Here is a 17,216-nt window from a genome sequence, read left to right on the forward strand (position 1 = left end):
CTGCTTAGAAAAAACCCGCATATGGCGTAATGCCAGTCAGTTAAGCAAAAAAAGTTAAAATGCTGTAAAAAGAGCGTATGTAAATACGCTCTTTTTTTATGAATTTATCTCAGAATCTAGATTTAACATTAAAACAAACCTTACCTTCACTTTCACAATTCAGTGAATTGATTGATTTAAACTGGATTGAAGATTGCTTAGACCAAACAGGTAAAGCATCAATTCGAAAAAGAAAACTGCCTGCTGAACATGTTGTTTGGCTGGTAATCGGACTTGCTCTATTTCGAAATCAACCGATTTGGTATGTGGTTCAACAATTGCAACTTGTTTTCGGTACGGCAGAATACTGTGTACCGAGTGCATCCGTACAAGCAAGACAACGCTTAGGCTTAGAACCCATGAGTGCTTTATTTTCGACATTAAGTCAGGCATGGTTTAAAGACTCACAACAACAATATAGCAACTTTCACGGTCTATGCGTTTGTGCTGTAGATGGTGTGGTTTGGTCTATGCCTCATACAGAAGAAAACTTTAAGCACTTTGGTTCATCCAAAGGCAAAACAGCAGCTGCACCTTACCCACAAGTTAGAGCGACTTGCCTGGTGAATACCAATACCCATGAAATGATTGATGCCCAAATGGGCAGTATGGATCAAGGTGAATTAACCTTAGCCAGTCAATTAAAAGCACCAGTTCGCAGTATTACCCTATTTGATCGTGCTTACTTCTCTGCTGATTTTTTAGTGAGCTGGCAATCTCAGGCAGAAGAGAGTCATTGGTTGATGCGAGCAAAGGACAACCTGCGTTATGAAGTGATTCATCATAATGCGGCCCATGACTTTCAGATCAAAATGCCTGTTTCAGCAAGAGCAAAAAAGATAAATCCGTCATTGGGTGACTATTGGGAAGCACGTTTAATTGAAGTTGAATATGCAGGAAAAATAAGACGTTACATTACATCATTAACAGATTCTAAAGTTTATCCATTCAAAGACCTTGCAATGCTTTATATCCAGCGTTGGGAAATAGAAATGTGTTATCGGGAAATTAAAAGTGATTTACAGGATGCAAGGATTTTAAGAAGCAAACAACCTGATTTGGTCTATCAAGAATTGTGGGGGGTATTTATTGCATATAATATCTTAAGAAGACAGATGAGGTTTATCGCTGAACATGCAAAGGTGAGTCCTTTAAGGATCAGTTTCCATGTTGCATCTATGAGTATTATCAATATCTTAAGGCACACACCTTTAGAATCAGCAGGAAACCTACCCAAACATTTAGCGCAATTATTTGAACAATCTAAAATATTTGTATTACCTGAAAAAAGGCAAAGGCAATGTCCGCGAGTAGTGAAAATTAAAGCACAAAAATATCCAAGAAAATGCCAGTCAATTTCTTAACTGACTGGCATTACGCATATGGCGGGTTTTTTACTAGCTTATCTAATTAAAAACCAGACATCGTGCCCGTATATTCAAAATCTTCTCTGTACACGACAAATTTCATAGGACCCTTGTCCTATCAGGCTTTTTCTTTCTTAAAATTGCTAGCACTTTCTTAAATTCTTCTTTTTTTCCAAAACCAATCAAACGTAGAATAGCCATTTGAACATAGTCCAAACCGTAGCGAAATAAACTTACTGAAAGTCGTCCATGCTTCTTTATTTTTATCGCTTTTTTCCGATCATGTTGCCATTCACCTGTTAAATAGCACCAACAGAAACCCATAGCTAGCACTGCTATCAATTTCTTGACTCGTCTAGGGTCTGTTAAACGAGTATTTTCAAGATTGAATCCACGTCCTTTGAGACAACTAAATAACGTTTCGATTTCCCAGCGTAATGCATAATCACGAATAGCAGAAGCATTAAACATAGGAGAAACAACAAGTAAAAGTTCTCCATCTTCTAATCGTAGCGCACTAATATACAGTTTCACTCGACCAACCCAAATACGTCGTTTACGACATTCAGTTTGACCAACTTGAAGATGACGAAATAAATCACTAATTTTATGATTCTTGGCTAAGTGATTGGTCACAATAAAGTTTTTTTAACACGTATACAGAAGTTAATGTCATTTTCAATTAACCATGTAAACCATTTCTCACCGATAAATTCTCTGTCTGCAAACACATTCACAATACGATCTTTACCAAAAATGGAGATAAAGCGTTGAATCAAAGCAATACGCTCTTTTGTATCTGAATTTCCACGTTTATTGAGCAATGTCCAAACAATAGGTATCGCTATTCCACGATAGACGATGGCTAACATCAAGATATTGATATCTCGTTTTCCCCATTTCCAATTAGTTCTATCCAAAGTTAATTGGACTTTATCAAATGAAAATATATTGAAAATTAACTGAGAAATTTGACGATAATCGAAATACTGACCTGCAAAGAAGCGTTGTATACGTCGATAAAATGATTGTGGTAAGCACTTGATGGGTAAGGCTTTAGATGCAGAAGAAAGATTACATGTCTGTTTTACAATTAATGCAAGCATAATCAGTGTAAAACATTTTGCATGTGACTTGTTCCACTTTAGATATTTGTTTAAGATGAGATATAACTCATTGAAATGTGTCATCATATTCGTCTTCAGAAAACAAGTATTATGCCATTATTTCAATGAGTTATCTTTTTTTGTCGTGTACAAAGCAAAATCTTTTAGTTTTGCCCAGCCTTGAACCGTGTCTCCCAAGCGCTTGCTGAAATACATCATCGAAACCCACTGTTCTTGGCCATCATCATAGGTGCTATAAGCAGTGATATGATCATTTTTAATCATAAACAGATCTTTGATTTTACAAGCATTGCTCGGTGCTGAATGAAAATACACTCTGGTTGGAGCAATCACTTTCATGCCCCAACGTGGAATAATCTGAACTTCTTTTTGTTCTGCCTTTTCCTCAAGTTTTACACAATCTTCAGCATGCAATAAAGGGGCAACTGAACAGAATAGGCCCATAGATAAAAGCGTCTTCATATACTTTAATTCCATCATGTTCAGCATTGTAAAGTCCAAATTAGAACTGCAATGGCAGCTATATCGATCTCATTTTAGTTTAACGCTTAGAACCGCGATGAATGTTGTGAACAATTAAGCCGCGACATTTTCAAAACATTTCTCACGGCGAAACATCACATCGACATAAGAACAGGTCGGGATAATCTTCAGGTTTTTCTCACGCGAAAAATCAACGAGAGTATCCAACAGCAAACGCGCCACACCTTGACCTCGCAGTGAATCATCGACCCAAGTATGGTTGGCATCAATGGTTGTCTCGTCCCGCCAAATATAGCTAATTTCAGCAATGCGCTGACCGTCTGCATTATTTAAAAAAAACTCACCTTTTTGATCACGATCTACATGTTGAAATTGCATAGCACACTCATTGAATGGATTGATTTATCGTTCTCTATCTTAGTGGAATAAAACATCATGAATAGATGGATCTTTGTCGAATACCGATTTGGAAAACGGACACAAGGGTAAAATTTTCACGCCCTTATCACGGGCAAAGTTAACCAAAACATCCAATAACTGACGCCCCACATGTTGCCCACGGAGCAACTCACTGACCCAAGTGTGATCAATAATAAATTTATCATCCCCAGCCCAACTATAAGTCATTTCCGCCACACGCTCGTTTTCTTGCTCAACAAAAACTTCGCCTTTACTACCTGTTTCTTGATGTTGAATTTTCATTATTATTCCTCTTTGGTTTACTGTTTTTTTTTAGCTTGCCACAAATTGAAGTAAAATTTTGTCTCATTTATATTTCATCTACAATTTTCTTTAATATTTGCTCAAACCATAAAAATATGCGATGCTTAACTCACTTTTGGATCAAATCCAAAACCAAATTTATGTTGAACAAGGGGAGTAGCCTCCTCCAAACGTGAAAAATAAATGCCATGCATCACTTTCACGTGTCAGATTATCGTCATTACACTTTGCAAAAAGTCGGTATCTGAGCATTTTAGCGCACAAAATACATACGCTAAAATGTAGGCAAGACCTTGATCATGTTGTCACAGATATTTTATTTCATCTGGCAGCAGGTCAAGGTTTTTTTGTGGCCGATTGCTGGATGTGGAGGATTTCATGGAATCTATCGGCAATTTATGGCTATACATTGCTTTTTTCGGCATTGTTACCGTGATGCTACTAATCGACTTTTTAGGCTTTAAACAAAAAGAAGGTCAAGAAGTTAAAATCAAAACCGCCGCGTTATGGAGTATTGCGTGGGTTTCCGTCGCATCACTCTTTGGTGCAGGTCTCTGGCTGTATTTACAACAAACTGCAGGTGTTACTGTGGCCAATACAAAGGTCATGGAGTATTTTGCAGGTTATTTACTTGAAAAATCTTTAGCCGTTGACAACGTCTTTGTCTGGCTGATGATCTTTGCTGCTTTTGCCATCCCACCTGCATTACAACGCCAATTACTGCTTTACGGTGTCTTGGGTGCGATTATTCTACGTACCATCTTTATTTTTATTGGCGCGTGGTTCGTACAAGAGTTCTCATGGATTCTGTATATCTTCGGTGCGTTCTTGGTGTATACGGGCTTCAAATTCTTCAAAGGACAAAACGAAGAAGAAACCAATATCGAAGATATGGCGATATTAAAATGGCTACGTAAACATATGCGGATTACCCCGCAACTGCATGGCAACAAGTTCTTTGTCCGTCAAAACGGGATGTTATGGGCAACGCCGCTGTTCTTGGTGTTGATTCTAGTTGAAGCGTCGGATGTGATTTTCGCGGTGGACTCCATTCCTGCAATTTTCGCGGTGACTTCTGATCCGTTTATTGTGTTGACTGCAAACTTAATGGCAATTTTGGGTCTACGTGCGATGTTCTTCTTGTTGTCTGGTGCAGCAACCAAGATGCATTATCTCCCGTATGGTTTAGGTATTATCTTGGTATTCATCGGCTTTAAGATGCTCATGCTGGATGTGTTCCACATGCCAATTTGGATTTCACTGGGCTTTATTGTGTTGGTGCTTACCATCACTGCAATCTTGTCGATTCGATACAGTAAGAAACATCATCAAACCACCCTCTAATGTTTAAAAAAAGCCTTCCTCTGGGAAGGCTTTTTTTATGACCAAATTTTAGTATGCACAATACTTAATCCTATGATTTTCTGTGTAAATGCACTGTACTTTATGCAAACAGCTCCCTATGATAAGCGGGCTTAAAACCCTTGGTTTTACCAGTAAAAATAAAAGAACCTGAAGGTTGCTCATCCATGCGTACCAAAAAATTAACTCTTGTTGTAGTGCCAGTTTTACTCACGGCATGTAGCGGTTCTAAAACCCTACAACAGGATGTTTACAATAACCAATACAACTGCTACCAAGACTGGCATTTTGAACTGTGCGAACCTGCTAACGAAAATAGCGAATCGAGCTATAGTGGCTCTACTGGGGTTTATATCGGCCCACAATATTATAAAAATAACCGTAAAGTCCGTTACATGGGCCAAATCTTGAAAGCTCGCGGACGTCATTCGACGGGCACACCTAGAATCTCGACTCACGTTTTTAGCCATGCCAAATCCCAACCCATTCGTGGAGGCTTCGGCCGTGGCGGAGGCTCGTTCGGAGGTTAATACATGAAACGAGTTCTATTCCCTGAGCGTGCAAACTGGCAACAGGCGCATCAAGAGATCGGTTTTGACTACTACAACTTGCCGTCGCGGGATGGTTCAATGTATTGGTCAGAAGGGGTAGCTTATGAGTTTAGCCTCAAGCAAATTGAACAGCTTGAAGATGCCTCGAACGAATTACACCAAATGTGTCTTGAAGTGGCAGGGGATATGATTCAACGCGGTCATTATCCCGAATATTTTCAACTCCCCCCAGCAGCGATTCCTCTGATTGAGCATTCATGGAAAAACCAAGCGCCAATGCTGTATGGTCGTTTCGATTTTGCCTATGATGGTCAAGCCATCAAAATGCTGGAATACAATGCCGATACGCCAACGGGTTTACTCGAAGCCTCAGTTGCACAGTGGCATTGGATTGAACAGGTCGAAAATATTGCAAACCGTGATCAGTTCAACAGCATTCATGAAAAGCTCATTGAGCGCTGGAAACAGCTCTATCCTGCGCGAAGCCGTGTCCATTTCGTAGCCTGCCAAGAAGCAGGACGTGAAGATTGGGGCAATTTAGAATACCTCATGGATACTGCTTTTCAGGCAGGCTTAAATGTCAGCGAACTGTCGATGGAAAACATCGGTTGGAATGGCACAGCCTTTGTCGATTTGCATCAGCAAGAGATTCAGCATTTATTTAAGCTGTATCCGTGGGAATGGATTTGGGAAGAAAGTTTTTCACAATTTCTCAAACCTGAAACCGAATGGATTGAACCGTGTTGGAAAATGCTGCTCTCCAATAAAGCCCTATTGATCGAGCTATGGAAACGCTTTCCGAATCATCCATTGTTGTTAGAAACCCATGCTTATGATGCGCACGCCCACTACGCAGGGAAATGGGTGCGTAAGCCCATCTTAGCGCGCGAAGGCGCAAATATTCATATCCTACAAAACAATGTCGATTGCGGCGCAGCCTCAGGTAGTTTTTACTTCGATGACTACGACAAATATGGTTATGTCATGCAGCGCTGGGTAAAAACTCCGTTGCATGAAGGCATGCTGCCCACCTTGGGACTTTGGATGGTCGGAGATGAATGTGCGGGGATGTCACTGCGTGAAGATGTGTTTGATGTGATCGGCAATGATGCCCATTTTGCTGCGCATTATTTTGTGGAATAAAGTGGCGCTCTAAATCACCTATTTAAAATAGGTGTCCAAAGATTAATGCGGGTCTGTTCAGGCATTTTAGTAGGAGCACCATCACTTTTAGGTTATTCACGGCGGAGTCTTATCTTTTTTTAGTTCAATACTGGGAGCTTAGTTATTCTTTTGTTTCGCCAAATGAGAAGCGAAGCTTCGTAAGAAAAGCATTTGTCCTCCGCAAAACCTGTTCACTTTCTATAATTAAAAAAATTTGTGTTGCAAAAACAATCTATTCCAAACACTACGCAGGTTGCGGATGACGCTTCCGTGTATCAAATAATGTTTAAATTGAAAAAGAAAATGCCTGTCAAATCTAAAACTGACAGGCATACATTCGAAAACAATATTTTTTTCAAGCTTAAATGGTATGCGCTTTAACCCGCTTCATATAAGACACTAAACGCGTGAAAAACGAGATTTGCAGGAAGATGGTAAATAGCGAAATAGTCCATTCATACCAATCATCAAACGCCGTGCCTTCTAGATTAAAAGCAAAATAAAGGCCTAATAACACTGCACCAAACACAACACCAGCCACGGTGGTTTGTACCAAAATGGGAAAAGACAACGCTGTGATTCGACCTAGGAAATGCTCGCCATCATCGCCATCGTTGGCTTTATAAGCGCTTTGAATCCCGATAAACATAATCAATAAAGTCAGAAGCCCCTCTACACCAATCACTCGGACATCCCCATAGGGTGAATACATGCCGTAGTAATACACCACTGAAACCAGTAAGGCGGTGACTAAGTAATAATTTTTATAATGCTTTTTATCGAGGGTATTGCTAGATAATTCATGTGCTAATGCTTTGGTATTCCAAAAATACATGCCGGTCATTGTCTCTTATTTTATCAATGCCGACACTGTACTGACTCAGCATTTAAAGATAAAGACTTTCTCAACAAAATTTTGCGAATAGATTGAATCATTTAAGCTCAAAGCTTGTGCTTATACATTGCATAAAAAATCATGATCTTATCGATGGCACAGGTACATGTCTGGTCTTAAAACAGTTCAATTTTTTATAAAATACTGCTCCAGTCTTTCATTTAAAATCTAGCGTTCACAACACACATAAAAACTTCAGTAAATAGCCGTGAAAAAAATCCAGTTTACGGTACAATCAATCGAAAAAAAGTCAAAACGCAGGTTTAAAATGTCTTCTGTAGTTGCAACGACGGCGGTTCGCGGTCGCTTCCTAGATATTCAGAATACGGTTGCCCAAGCGCGTGAAATTCACGACCAAGTGCGTTACGTAGAAGATGGTTTACTGATTAGCCAAAATGGCAAAATCCAATGGTTTGGATCTTGGCAGGAGGGGCAGCAGTACCTTCCTGTTGGCGTCGAGGTTCAGCACTATCCTGAACAATTGATTGTGCCGGGTTTTATCGACACCCACATTCATTTTCCACAAACAGAAATGGTGGGGGCCTATGGTGAACAGCTACTCGAATGGCTCAATACCTATACCTTCCCAACTGAATTACAATTTTCCGATAAAGCCTATGCCGACCAGATTGCCCAATTCTTTGTGCAAGAACTGCTGAAAAATGGCACCACCACAGCCTTAGTCTTCTGTACTGTGCATACCGAATCAGTCGATGCAGTATTTGAAGCAGCAGGGCAGCACCAGATGCGTCTGATCGCAGGTAAAGTCATGATGGACCGTCATGCACCTGAAGATCTGTGCGACACACCTGACAGTGCTTATGCGGACTCTAAAGCATTGATTGAGAAATGGCATGGCAAGGGCCGTAACCTTTATGCGATTACGCCACGTTTTGCCCCAACCTCAACACCAGAGCAATTGGCTAAAGCAGGGCAGCTCAAAGCTGAATACCCAGATGTGTATGTGCATACGCATTTAAGTGAAAATAAAAATGAAATTGCTTGGGTAAAAGACTTATTCCCTGAACAGCAAGGTTATCTCGATGTTTATCATCACTTTGGTTTAACCGGTTCGCATTCGGTCTTTGCCCACTGCGTGCACTTAGAAGATGCGGAGTGGGATTGCATGCATCAGACTGACTCTGCCATTGCTTTCTGTCCGACCTCCAACCTATTTTTAGGCAGTGGTTTATTTCCGTTGAACAAGACTTGGGAAAAGCAGGTAAAAGTTGGACTGGGTACAGACATTGGTGCAGGGACCTCTTTTAACCAACTACAAACCCTCAATGAAGCCTATAAAGTGCAGCAGCTTCAGGGCGATAAACTGTCTGCTTTTGAGTCGCTCTACCACGCTACGCTTGGCGGTGCCAAAGCACTGAGCTTGGATGATAAACTCGGTAACTTTAATTTGGGCAAAGAAGCTGACTTTGTGGTGCTCGACCTTAAAGCAACCGCGCTGCAAGCATTACGTCAGCAACGTGCAAAAGGGATTGAAGATGCGTTATTTGCCCTAATGACCATGGGTGATGACCGTAATATTCATGCGACTTATATTTTTGGTCAGAAAGCCTATGTGCAAAACTAAGTAGCAAATAGCGAAAATTTAAGCAGCTAATCGAGTTTTGAAACAACTTTGATTTTCGCCTCTAAGCCAAGCTGCATCCCGTCTGCAATGAAATGATTACATTTTCAGCGGGCAAAAGGGGGTGCATCTCGTTTAGAGATATATTAAAATTAATGCATATATAGAGGTGTTGCAGGTCAACGCCTTTTTTATTTTTGATTTTTTTAATTTTAGGTATCTACCCATGACCGTTCAAATGAGCGTAATGATTTCTACTGAAGAGATTCAAGCGAAAGTAAAAGAGCTTGGTGCACAAATCGATGCGCATTATGCAAACAGTGATAAGGAACTCGTACTGATTGGTTTATTACGTGGTTCAGTCATTTTCATGGCAGACTTATGTCGTACCATTTCAAAACCCCATGAACTCGACTTCATGACGGTTTCGAGCTACGGCGGCGGTACGGTATCTTCACGTGATGTAAAAATTTTAAAAGATTTAGACGGTGAAATTCGCGGTAAAGATGTTTTAGTCATTGAAGACATCATCGACTCAGGCAACACCTTGAGCAAAGTATTAGAAATTTTAGAAACACGCTCTCCCAACTCAATTGAGCTATGCACCTTAGTCAGCAAACCTTCACGCCGTGAAATTGAACTCGATGTGAAGTTTTTGGGCTTTAATGTCGAAGATCGATTCATTGTTGGTTATGGCTTAGACTACGACCAAAAGTACCGTCATTTGCCATTTATTGGAGAAATTGGTCTTTAAGACCAATCAAGAAAAGAGTGGCCGAAGGCCACTTTTTTTATTTTTATCGTGAGCTAAGTACATAAAACATACAGTTTTTAGCAGATTCGCTCTACTGCACAGTCGCATTATGCCTGATGATATTTTTGCACATGATGTAAAAACAAAGACATGATAAAAAAAGGAGCTGGCTCATGTGGTCACTTATTGTTGCAATCGTGATTGGTTTTATTGCAGGTCTCATCGCACGTGCTATCCATCCTGGCGATGACAAAGCAGGATTTATTATCACCACTTTACTGGGGATTGCAGGTTCTCTCGTAGCCACTTATGGTGGTCGTTTACTTGGTCTCTATAGTGAAGGCTCTGCCGCAGGCTTTATTGCTTCAGTTATTGGGGCCATCGTTATTCTATTCATCTACAACATGGTCACCAAAAAAACCTAAACTCAGCCATTAAAAAAAGCACCGTTTCAGGTGCTTTTTATCTGTATGTTTGAACTCTTATAAGCCCAGTTCACGCCACATATTTTCAATGGTGGTTGAAGGCACAGCGCCATTCACTTTAAAGCCATTTGAGAAAATAACCACGGGCGTCCCTTGTAAACCCAGACTACGACCGAGTTCAATGTTGCGCTCAATTGGATTGGCACACGGTTTTTTCGACGTCGGTTGAGTCCCTTTCGCAATCAAATTTTTCCATGCGAGGGCAGGATCTGCTTCACAAAATACTTGTTTCGACGGTGCAATCGATTGCGCCTTAATAGCATAAATAAAGGTGTAGATGGTCACATCATTCAGTTTATTCAGCTCAGCCTCTAACTGCTTACAGTAAGGACAGTTTGGGTCTGAAAAAACCGCCAATTGGCGTTTGCCGTTGCCTTTAACGCTTTTAATGGCATCTTTTAGCGGCAGCTTGTTCCAATCAAGCGAGTTTTGTTGCACATATAAGGCAGCACTTAAATTTTTCTGATCTTTTAAGCGCACCATCGAACCTGCAATCACATGCTCAGCCGCTTCGCCTAAATACACAATTTCGCCATCTAAAGATCCGCTATAAATGCCCGACATTTCTGTTTTTTGAATATTTTGAACATTAATATTTGGATAATTCTTTTTTAAGTTGGCTTGAACACTTTCTACGCTGGCCATACTCATGCTTGCAATTGCACTTGTGAGTATTGCCAAACCCAGTTTTTTTATCATCACTTTTTGCTCTTTCAATCGGAGAACCACGGCGCTAGTGTAGAGCGTATTATTCAAGCATTGAATCATTTTTTCCTTGGCTTTACCGAAACCCAACACGCCTTACTTATGAACTGGCCAAAGTTTCACGTGGAACAGTGAGAGCCTTGCTATTAATTTCCACCGAGACATGAACAATTTCCTCATGAATCGAGAGCATTGCCCGCACGCGATCCGCAGTTAAGTCTACCGTCGTTTCTAAAGCCAAAATGCAGGAAAACTTGCCTTTGCCTACTTTCCAAACATGTAAATCGGTCAAGGTCGTATGCGGTAGTTCTACCAACACTTCGCGAATTTCATCCACCACATGATGATCCATTTCAGCATCTAACAAGGTTTTTCCCGTTTCTTGCATTAAGCTCAATGCCCATTTGGCTACCAGTATTGATCCCACGATTCCAAGGGCAGCATCGAGAAAATCCCAGCCCAAATATTTACCAAAAATCAGTGCGATAATGGCAAAAATGGAAGTCACTGCGTCTGCCACTACATGCATAAATGCAGCTTTCTGATTTAAATCATGATGATGGCTATGTACTTCTACTACATGATCATGAGCGTGATGGTGATGGTGATGGTGATGGTGATGGTGATGGTGACCATCATGCAGCAACCATGCACAGATTAAATTCACCAATAAGCCTAAAATCGCAATTGGAATCGCTTCGTTATAATGAATTTGTACAGGCGAGAATAGACGCTGAATCGAGTGAAAAGCCATAAAACCCGCCACCACCATCAGCAAAATAGCACTGCTGTAGCCTGCAAGAATTTCAATTTTCCATGTGCCGAAACTAAAGCGCTGATCATAGGCATAATGCCGCGCAGCACGATAGGCAAAATAAGCCAAACCCAGTGCCAACATATGCGAACTCATATGCCAACCATCTGCCAGCAAAGCCATTGATTGGAAAATCCATCCACCAATCACTTCTAATAACATCATGACTGCCGTTAAAATGGTCGCCATTAAAATCCGTTTTTGTGCCAGTGGATTACCGTCATCAAAATGATGCTTATGCTGACGCGATGGGGTATTTTGCATTTTAAATCATTTACCAATATACTCCCCCTTAGTATATTTATTTTTGGAGCAATGTGTTGAGTCATTTGCATGAAGATAAAAAAATTTTAAACCGTGTGAAACGCTTACAAGGACAGGTCAAAGCCGTTGAACTCTCGATCACACATCCCGATGCCAATTGTATCGACGTTTTACAACAAGTCGCTGCTATTAAAGGCGCGGTCAATGGGCTGATGAATGAACTGGTTGAAGCACACTTACGCCATCATGTATTAGCACAAGCTGAACAGGTCAATGAAGAGGAGTTGGCTGAGTTCTTAAAACTGCTGAAACGCTATGGCTAAGTTTTATTGCGTTCTTTTTCAAGTTTCTAGTTGACCATTTTTTCCACAAACCGATACACTGTTGCTCTCTATCCTTTTTCTCTTGGGCATCAAAATATTCTTGTTTTGACCGAGAGAGCCGCATGGCATTTGCATGACAACAACCACTTCTTGGCGTCCATTTTGTATGGTCAGCCTCGCCTTAATGATGGGAACGATGGGGACTGCCTTAGCCAGTCCACTTTACCCGCTGTATCAAGCCTTATGGCATCTGGTGTCGAGTCAGATCACCTATATTTTTGTGGCTTATATGTTTGGTTGTCTCGCTACTTTACTGTTTCTTGGCCGGACCAGTAATAGCATTGGCTATTTACGCACCTTACAAGTAGGGTTGGTGTTTATTAGCATCGGGTTGGTGATTTCCGCTTATGCTTCTGATGCTCTCATCTTATCTTTGGGGCGCTTTATTATTGGTATTGCATCTGGTTTGATGACCACTTCGGCCTTACTGGGACTGATGTATACCGTGCCCAAAAGCCATCAACAGATTGCGCCGCAGCTCAGTTCGATTATTACCGCAGTAGGCTTTGGCTTAGGCCCACTGATTGGTGGCCTGATAGCTCAATTTTCAGAATATCCGTTGGTCAGTCCTTATCTACCCGTTATTCTTGGCGCTGTACTGTGTTTCTTTGGTTTATTTTGGGTTGAGTCTCCCACATTTATCTCACAGCCCTTTAGTATTGCCCCAAAGCTACTCCGACCAGAAGTGCAATATCATCAGTTGTTTTTGATCGTTGGATTTACCGCATTTAGTGCCTTTGCCGCGTTTAGTTTATTTGCATCCTTATCACCTTCATTTGTGCGGGATATTTTGCCATGGCACGGCCCTCTCATTAGCGGTTCAGCCATTACCAGTATTCTCATTGTCTCTGCCGTGGTGCAGTATTTTGCCAGAAGTATTCCTGCTTATAAGTGCCTCAACTATGGCTTAATTACCTTGATTGCAAGCTTAGGCATTTTGGCGCTGTGTATGCTATTTCAACTGAGTGCATTTTTCTTTATCAGTGATTTTCTCGTTGGTGTCGGACATGGCCTGACCTTGATTGGTTCCTTTGGTCTCATTCATGCCATGACCAGCTTAGAGAATCGTGCTGCGGTGATGTCGACTTATCTTTTTATTGGTTATTTGGGTACGATTGTGCCTATTGTAGCTGTGGGTTATCTGGCAGATCACTTTGGATTAAGTTTCGGGGTCATTAGCTTTTGCATTGCCATCGCTTTATTGTGTGTTTATCTGTGGTTTGCGCATAAAAGCAGTATACGTCTGATTTAAATATCAAAAACCCTGTGATCAGGGCTTTTGATATTTAGCGATGTTATTTTCCAATACAGAACGATCCAAAAATTTTCCCAAGCAAATCATCCGCACTAAAATCCCCTGTAATTTCACTGAGGGCATTTTGCGCCAAACGTAGCGACTCTGCGACCAACTCACCTGCGTTATACACCACCAATTGTTCACGCGCTTCAGCAAGGTAAAGCTGAGTGCGTTTCATTGCGTCTAAATGGCGTGTACGTGCAATAAAGCTATCTTCTTCAGGCTGGAAGCCTGCATGCGCTGTAATCGCTTCTATGAGCGCTTGAACGCCAGTTTCTTGTTTTGCCGAAACCATAATATGACGGAAGCCGTTAAAGTCTTCGATATGCGATGTCGTTTCCATCAAATCACACTTATTACCAATCAGCATTAAACGTTTCGGTTCAATATGCTCAGCAAAATATGCTTGCGCCAGTTTGAGTGGGTCTTCGCCTTGGCTTAAGTCATAGACTAAAAGTAACAGGTCGGCTTGCTCAATTTCTTTTATGGCACGACGAATCCCTTCTTTTTCGACAATATCGCCGGTTTCACGTAAACCCGCGGTATCGGTTAAGGTAATGGGTAAGCCATTCAGGGTAATTTTTTCATGTAATACATCCCGCGTCGTACCTGCAATATCCGTCACAATAGCGCGTTCAATGCCTGCTAATGCATTGAGCAGTGATGACTTACCCGCATTCGGTTTTCCTGCAATTACCACTTGTAAACCTTCACGCAGCAACTGTCCTTGACGAGCCGATTGTTGCACTTGGTTCACAGCAGCCGTAACGCCATCTAAAAGATTTAAAATTTTCCCGTCCACAAGAAAATCAATTTCTTCTTCAGGAAAATCAATCGCAGCTTCCACATGCAAACGTAGATGAATCAATTGCTCCAACACATGATTCACTTTAGTTGAAAATGCACCTTGTAATGAACGTACCGCAGAACGTGCAGCCGCTTGAGACGTCGCATCAATCAAGTCAGCGATTGCTTCAGCCTGTACCAAATCCAGTTTGCCATTTTCAAAAGCACGCATGGAAAACTCACCGGCTTTTGCTGCAATCGCACCGAGCTCCAACAAACGCCCCAGTAAAGCATTTTGAATGACAGGGCCACCATGACCTTGCAACTCAACCACATCTTCACCAGTAAACGAGTTCGGGTTCGGAAAACAAATCGCTAAGCCCTCATCCATCACCTCGCCAGACGCATCATAAAACTGGCGAAAACCTGCAAAACGGGCTTTCGGTAAATCTTTTTGGGTCAAGGCCTGTGCAATCTCATAAGACTTGGGACCAGATAGGCGAATGACCCCCACACCACCACGCCCAGGTGGTGTTGCAATGGCAGCAATCGTGGTTCGGTTGTACATAACATTCACCTAAAAAATCTTAAAAGTCACACAATGAAAAATCCGCCTAAGATTACCATCTTAAGCGGATTTATTCAGCTTTTCGCGAAAAGTTGCCTCGATTAACTCGACGCACTTTCCTTATTCAAACGGTCTTTTTCAACAGATTTGTTGATCAAGGTCTGCTGAATAATCGTGATACTGTTGTTGACAATCCAGTACAACACGAGACCCGCAGGGAAGAACAACATAAAGACTGTGAAAACAATCGGCATGATTTTGAAAACTTTCGCTTGCATTGGATCAGCCGGTTGTGGATTTAAAGACTGCTGAATGAACATCGTTGCGCCCATTAACAGCGGTAAAATAAACCACGGATCCATCGCTGACAAATCTTGAATCCAAAGTAACCATGGCGCATGACGAAGCTCAACAGACTCCATCAACACCCAGTACAGCGCAAGGAAGATTGGCATTTGTAATAACAATGGCAAACAACCCGCAAGCGGATTGACTTGTTCACGTTTATACAGTGCCATCATTTCTTGAGAGAAGCGCATACGGTCTTCACCGAACTCTTCTTTCATACGCTGCATTTCAGGTGCAATGACACGCATTTTCGCCATTGAGCGATAGCTCTTAGACGACAATGGCCAAAGAATCAATTTCACCAAGACCGTTAACAAAATAATTGCCCAGCCCCAGTTACCCACTAAACCGTGGAAGAACTCAAGACCCAAGAACAATAATTTCGCAATTGGCCATAACCAACCATAATCAACAGTTTGGTTTAACCCTGTTGCAAGCTCTTTTAACTCAGATTGAACTTTAGGACCTGAATAGAAGGTCGCGTCAATCTCAGCCACTGTACCAGCAGGCACAGTAATCGTCGGTGAAGTAAAACCAATGATATTCATATCATCCGTTGACTTACGCGACTCTAATTTCGCAACATAAGGTTGACCATTGGCTTGCGTCAATTTTAAGTCACCTGGAATCCAAGCACTCACAAAGTAGTGCTGAACCATAGCAACCCAGCCCCCTTTCGCTTCAACATTCAATTTTTCTTCATTGAAGTTAGCAAATTTAAGCTTGTTATAATGTTCTTCAGGCGAACCCCAAGCACCACCTAAGAAAGTGCCCAGCGTGAAAATACCTTGATCCGATTTGCCTGGATCATCAGAGTTGTCACGTTTGAGTTGACCAAACATTTGACCCTGCCAGTTTTGACCACTGCGGTTCACCACTTTATGGTTCACAACAACAGGATATTCACCTTGCTTAAAGGTAAAGGTTTTAATGATTTCCACACCATCAGCTGTTTTCAGTACCATCGGTACGGTTAACACTTTGATGCTTTTTCCATCTTCAGTTTGAACCGCTTTGGCATCATTTAATGTATAAGCAGATTTTTCAATCTCATACATTGGACGACCGCTACGGTTACTGTCTGGACCATTAAGACCAATTAAACCAGACTGCGCCACATAAGTACGTTTTGCATCACTTTCAAGCATGACAAATGCTTCGTTACTGTCTTTGCTCTTGTCATGGTTTAACAATTCAATACGAACAATATCACCACCTTTAGGATTAATCCAAAGATGATAAAGGTCAGTTTGTACTGAAATAAGCTGTTGATTTACAGATGCTTTTGCTTCTGTAGCTGGTTGCTGAGTCGCGATATTTGCTTGTGGCATATCAGACGCTGCTGAAGCCGTTTGAGCATTTGGCAAATCTGCAGATACTTCATGTGAAACTGCTGCAGCCTGTTGTGGCTGTGGCTGAGTCTCAGCATGTCCATAATCTTTTTGCCAAGCCAAGATGAGCAAATAAGCGACAACAAACATGGCCCCGAGAATGGCAAACCTGGCCCATTGTTGCATAT

The 17,216-nt window shown here is 41.4% G+C and carries 18 protein-coding genes; 9 read left to right on the forward strand and 9 right to left on the reverse strand.

Annotated features, from left to right (window positions below; all coding sequences use genetic code 11):
• Positions 1-98 precede the first annotated feature (98 nt).
• Entirely contained in the window at positions 99-1,403 is a 1,305-nt protein-coding gene (locus AC4CU3_RS08975; RefSeq protein WP_062032364.1) for an IS4 family transposase, read from the forward strand.
• A 102-nt stretch (positions 1,404-1,505) separates the two neighbouring features.
• Here AC4CU3_RS08975 and AC4CU3_RS08980 read toward each other — a convergent pair.
• From AC4CU3_RS08980 to AC4CU3_RS08995, 4 genes are all read right to left on the reverse strand, one after another.
• Positions 1,506-2,596 (reverse strand): IS4-like element ISAba33 family transposase gene (locus tag AC4CU3_RS08980; protein ID WP_155115347.1). Its coding sequence is split into 2 segments (ribosomal slippage): positions 1,506-2,056 and positions 2,056-2,596, totalling 1,092 coding nucleotides; the frame shifts between segments, so codons are not numbered across the junction.
• A 33-nt stretch (positions 2,597-2,629) separates the two neighbouring features.
• Positions 2,630-3,022, reverse strand: coding sequence for a hypothetical protein (locus AC4CU3_RS08985; RefSeq protein ID WP_490738129.1), 393 nt, complete (start codon positions 3,020-3,022; stop codon positions 2,630-2,632).
• Positions 3,023-3,109: 87 nt separating this feature from the next.
• Complete coding sequence (locus AC4CU3_RS08990) at positions 3,110-3,394, reverse strand: GNAT family N-acetyltransferase (RefSeq protein WP_490738131.1); 285 nt, start codon at positions 3,392-3,394, stop codon at positions 3,110-3,112.
• A gap of 39 nt (positions 3,395-3,433) precedes the next feature.
• Complete coding sequence (locus AC4CU3_RS08995; protein WP_062031177.1) at positions 3,434-3,718, reverse strand: GNAT family N-acetyltransferase; 285 nt, start codon at positions 3,716-3,718, stop codon at positions 3,434-3,436.
• 399 nt (positions 3,719-4,117) lie between these two features.
• On the opposite strand from AC4CU3_RS08995, the gene AC4CU3_RS09000 reads away from it, so the two are divergent.
• The 3 genes from AC4CU3_RS09000 (at position 4,118) to AC4CU3_RS09010 (ending at position 6,795) form a co-directional block, all read left to right on the forward strand.
• Positions 4,118-5,083 carry a TerC family protein gene (locus AC4CU3_RS09000; RefSeq protein ID WP_078390285.1) on the forward strand — a complete coding sequence of 322 codons (966 nt, stop codon included), beginning with the start codon at positions 4,118-4,120 and terminating at the stop codon, positions 5,081-5,083.
• Between the two features lie 185 nt (positions 5,084-5,268).
• Positions 5,269-5,631: a hypothetical protein gene (locus AC4CU3_RS09005; RefSeq protein WP_058952476.1), complete on the forward strand. Its 363-nt coding sequence runs from the start codon at positions 5,269-5,271 to the stop codon at positions 5,629-5,631.
• 3 nt (positions 5,632-5,634) lie between these two features.
• A complete protein-coding gene (locus AC4CU3_RS09010; RefSeq protein ID WP_078390284.1) occupies positions 5,635-6,795 on the forward strand; it encodes a glutathionylspermidine synthase family protein in 1,161 nt (386 codons plus the stop codon).
• Positions 6,796-7,177: 382 nt separating this feature from the next.
• Here the strand turns inward: AC4CU3_RS09010 and AC4CU3_RS09015 are convergent, their stop codons facing one another.
• On the reverse strand, positions 7,178-7,651 hold the full coding sequence (locus AC4CU3_RS09015; RefSeq protein WP_490738132.1) for a hypothetical protein: 474 nt from the start codon (positions 7,649-7,651) through the stop codon (positions 7,178-7,180).
• Positions 7,652-7,979: 328 nt separating this feature from the next.
• Between AC4CU3_RS09015 and guaD the strand changes: the two genes are divergently transcribed.
• From guaD to AC4CU3_RS09030, 3 genes are all read left to right on the forward strand, one after another.
• Entirely contained in the window at positions 7,980-9,296 is a 1,317-nt protein-coding gene (gene guaD, locus AC4CU3_RS09020) for a guanine deaminase (protein ID WP_490738134.1), read from the forward strand.
• A gap of 223 nt (positions 9,297-9,519) precedes the next feature.
• Positions 9,520-10,047, forward strand: coding sequence for a hypoxanthine phosphoribosyltransferase (gene hpt, locus AC4CU3_RS09025; RefSeq protein WP_004697480.1), 528 nt, complete (start codon positions 9,520-9,522; stop codon positions 10,045-10,047).
• Between the two features lie 173 nt (positions 10,048-10,220).
• A complete protein-coding gene (locus AC4CU3_RS09030; protein ID WP_395474967.1) occupies positions 10,221-10,472 on the forward strand; it encodes a GlsB/YeaQ/YmgE family stress response membrane protein in 252 nt (83 codons plus the stop codon).
• 57 nt (positions 10,473-10,529) lie between these two features.
• Here the strand turns inward: AC4CU3_RS09030 and AC4CU3_RS09035 are convergent, their stop codons facing one another.
• On the reverse strand, positions 10,530-11,231 hold the full coding sequence (locus AC4CU3_RS09035) for a DsbC family protein (protein WP_490738463.1): 702 nt from the start codon (positions 11,229-11,231) through the stop codon (positions 10,530-10,532).
• A gap of 106 nt (positions 11,232-11,337) precedes the next feature.
• Complete coding sequence (gene dmeF, locus AC4CU3_RS09040) at positions 11,338-12,315, reverse strand: CDF family Co(II)/Ni(II) efflux transporter DmeF (RefSeq protein WP_490738135.1); 978 nt, start codon at positions 12,313-12,315, stop codon at positions 11,338-11,340.
• Positions 12,316-12,371: 56 nt separating this feature from the next.
• Here dmeF and AC4CU3_RS09045 point away from each other — a divergent pair, with 56 nt between their 5' ends.
• Together AC4CU3_RS09045 and AC4CU3_RS09050 are read left to right on the forward strand one after the other, a co-directional pair.
• Positions 12,372-12,638: a metal/formaldehyde-sensitive transcriptional repressor gene (locus AC4CU3_RS09045; RefSeq protein ID WP_279691517.1), complete on the forward strand. Its 267-nt coding sequence runs from the start codon at positions 12,372-12,374 to the stop codon at positions 12,636-12,638.
• Positions 12,639-12,771: 133 nt separating this feature from the next.
• Positions 12,772-13,950: an MFS transporter gene (locus tag AC4CU3_RS09050; RefSeq protein ID WP_481715530.1), complete on the forward strand. Its 1,179-nt coding sequence runs from the start codon at positions 12,772-12,774 to the stop codon at positions 13,948-13,950.
• 43 nt (positions 13,951-13,993) lie between these two features.
• On the opposite strand, the gene mnmE is transcribed toward AC4CU3_RS09050, so the two are convergent.
• Together mnmE and yidC are read right to left on the reverse strand one after the other, a co-directional pair.
• Positions 13,994-15,349, reverse strand: a complete 1,356-nt coding sequence (gene mnmE / locus AC4CU3_RS09055) for a tRNA uridine-5-carboxymethylaminomethyl(34) synthesis GTPase MnmE (RefSeq protein WP_490738136.1) — start codon at positions 15,347-15,349, stop codon at positions 13,994-13,996.
• A gap of 101 nt (positions 15,350-15,450) precedes the next feature.
• On the reverse strand, positions 15,451-17,214 hold the full coding sequence (yidC, locus tag AC4CU3_RS09060) for a membrane protein insertase YidC (protein WP_004697434.1): 1,764 nt from the start codon (positions 17,212-17,214) through the stop codon (positions 15,451-15,453).
• Positions 17,215-17,216: the final 2 nt, after the last annotated feature.

The organism is Acinetobacter sp. 802_lipA (assembly GCF_058242885.1).

Bases quoted from the DNA above. Each gene is read 5' to 3' on its own strand.
- AC4CU3_RS08975 (WP_062032364.1), top strand. From the start codon at position 99: ATGAATTTATCTCAGAATCTAGATTTAACATTAAAACAAACCTTACCT.
- AC4CU3_RS08985 (WP_490738129.1), bottom strand. From the start codon at position 3,022: ATGCTGAACATGATGGAATTAAAGTATATGAAGACGCTTTTATCTATG.
- AC4CU3_RS08990 (WP_490738131.1), bottom strand. From the start codon at position 3,394: ATGCAATTTCAACATGTAGATCGTGATCAAAAAGGTGAGTTTTTTTTA.
- AC4CU3_RS08995 (WP_062031177.1), bottom strand. From the start codon at position 3,718: ATGAAAATTCAACATCAAGAAACAGGTAGTAAAGGCGAAGTTTTTGTT.
- AC4CU3_RS09000 (WP_078390285.1), top strand. From the start codon at position 4,118: ATGGAATCTATCGGCAATTTATGGCTATACATTGCTTTTTTCGGCATT.
- AC4CU3_RS09005 (WP_058952476.1), top strand. From the start codon at position 5,269: ATGCGTACCAAAAAATTAACTCTTGTTGTAGTGCCAGTTTTACTCACG.
- AC4CU3_RS09010 (WP_078390284.1), top strand. From the start codon at position 5,635: ATGAAACGAGTTCTATTCCCTGAGCGTGCAAACTGGCAACAGGCGCAT.
- AC4CU3_RS09015 (WP_490738132.1), bottom strand. From the start codon at position 7,651: ATGTATTTTTGGAATACCAAAGCATTAGCACATGAATTATCTAGCAAT.
- guaD (WP_490738134.1), top strand. From the start codon at position 7,980: ATGTCTTCTGTAGTTGCAACGACGGCGGTTCGCGGTCGCTTCCTAGAT.
- hpt (WP_004697480.1), top strand. From the start codon at position 9,520: ATGACCGTTCAAATGAGCGTAATGATTTCTACTGAAGAGATTCAAGCG.
- AC4CU3_RS09030 (WP_395474967.1), top strand. From the start codon at position 10,221: ATGTGGTCACTTATTGTTGCAATCGTGATTGGTTTTATTGCAGGTCTC.
- AC4CU3_RS09035 (WP_490738463.1), bottom strand. From the start codon at position 11,231: ATGATAAAAAAACTGGGTTTGGCAATACTCACAAGTGCAATTGCAAGC.
- dmeF (WP_490738135.1), bottom strand. From the start codon at position 12,315: ATGCAAAATACCCCATCGCGTCAGCATAAGCATCATTTTGATGACGGT.
- AC4CU3_RS09050 (WP_481715530.1), top strand. From the start codon at position 12,772: ATGACAACAACCACTTCTTGGCGTCCATTTTGTATGGTCAGCCTCGCC.
- mnmE (WP_490738136.1), bottom strand. From the start codon at position 15,349: ATGTACAACCGAACCACGATTGCTGCCATTGCAACACCACCTGGGCGT.
- yidC (WP_004697434.1), bottom strand. From the start codon at position 17,214: ATGCAACAATGGGCCAGGTTTGCCATTCTCGGGGCCATGTTTGTTGTC.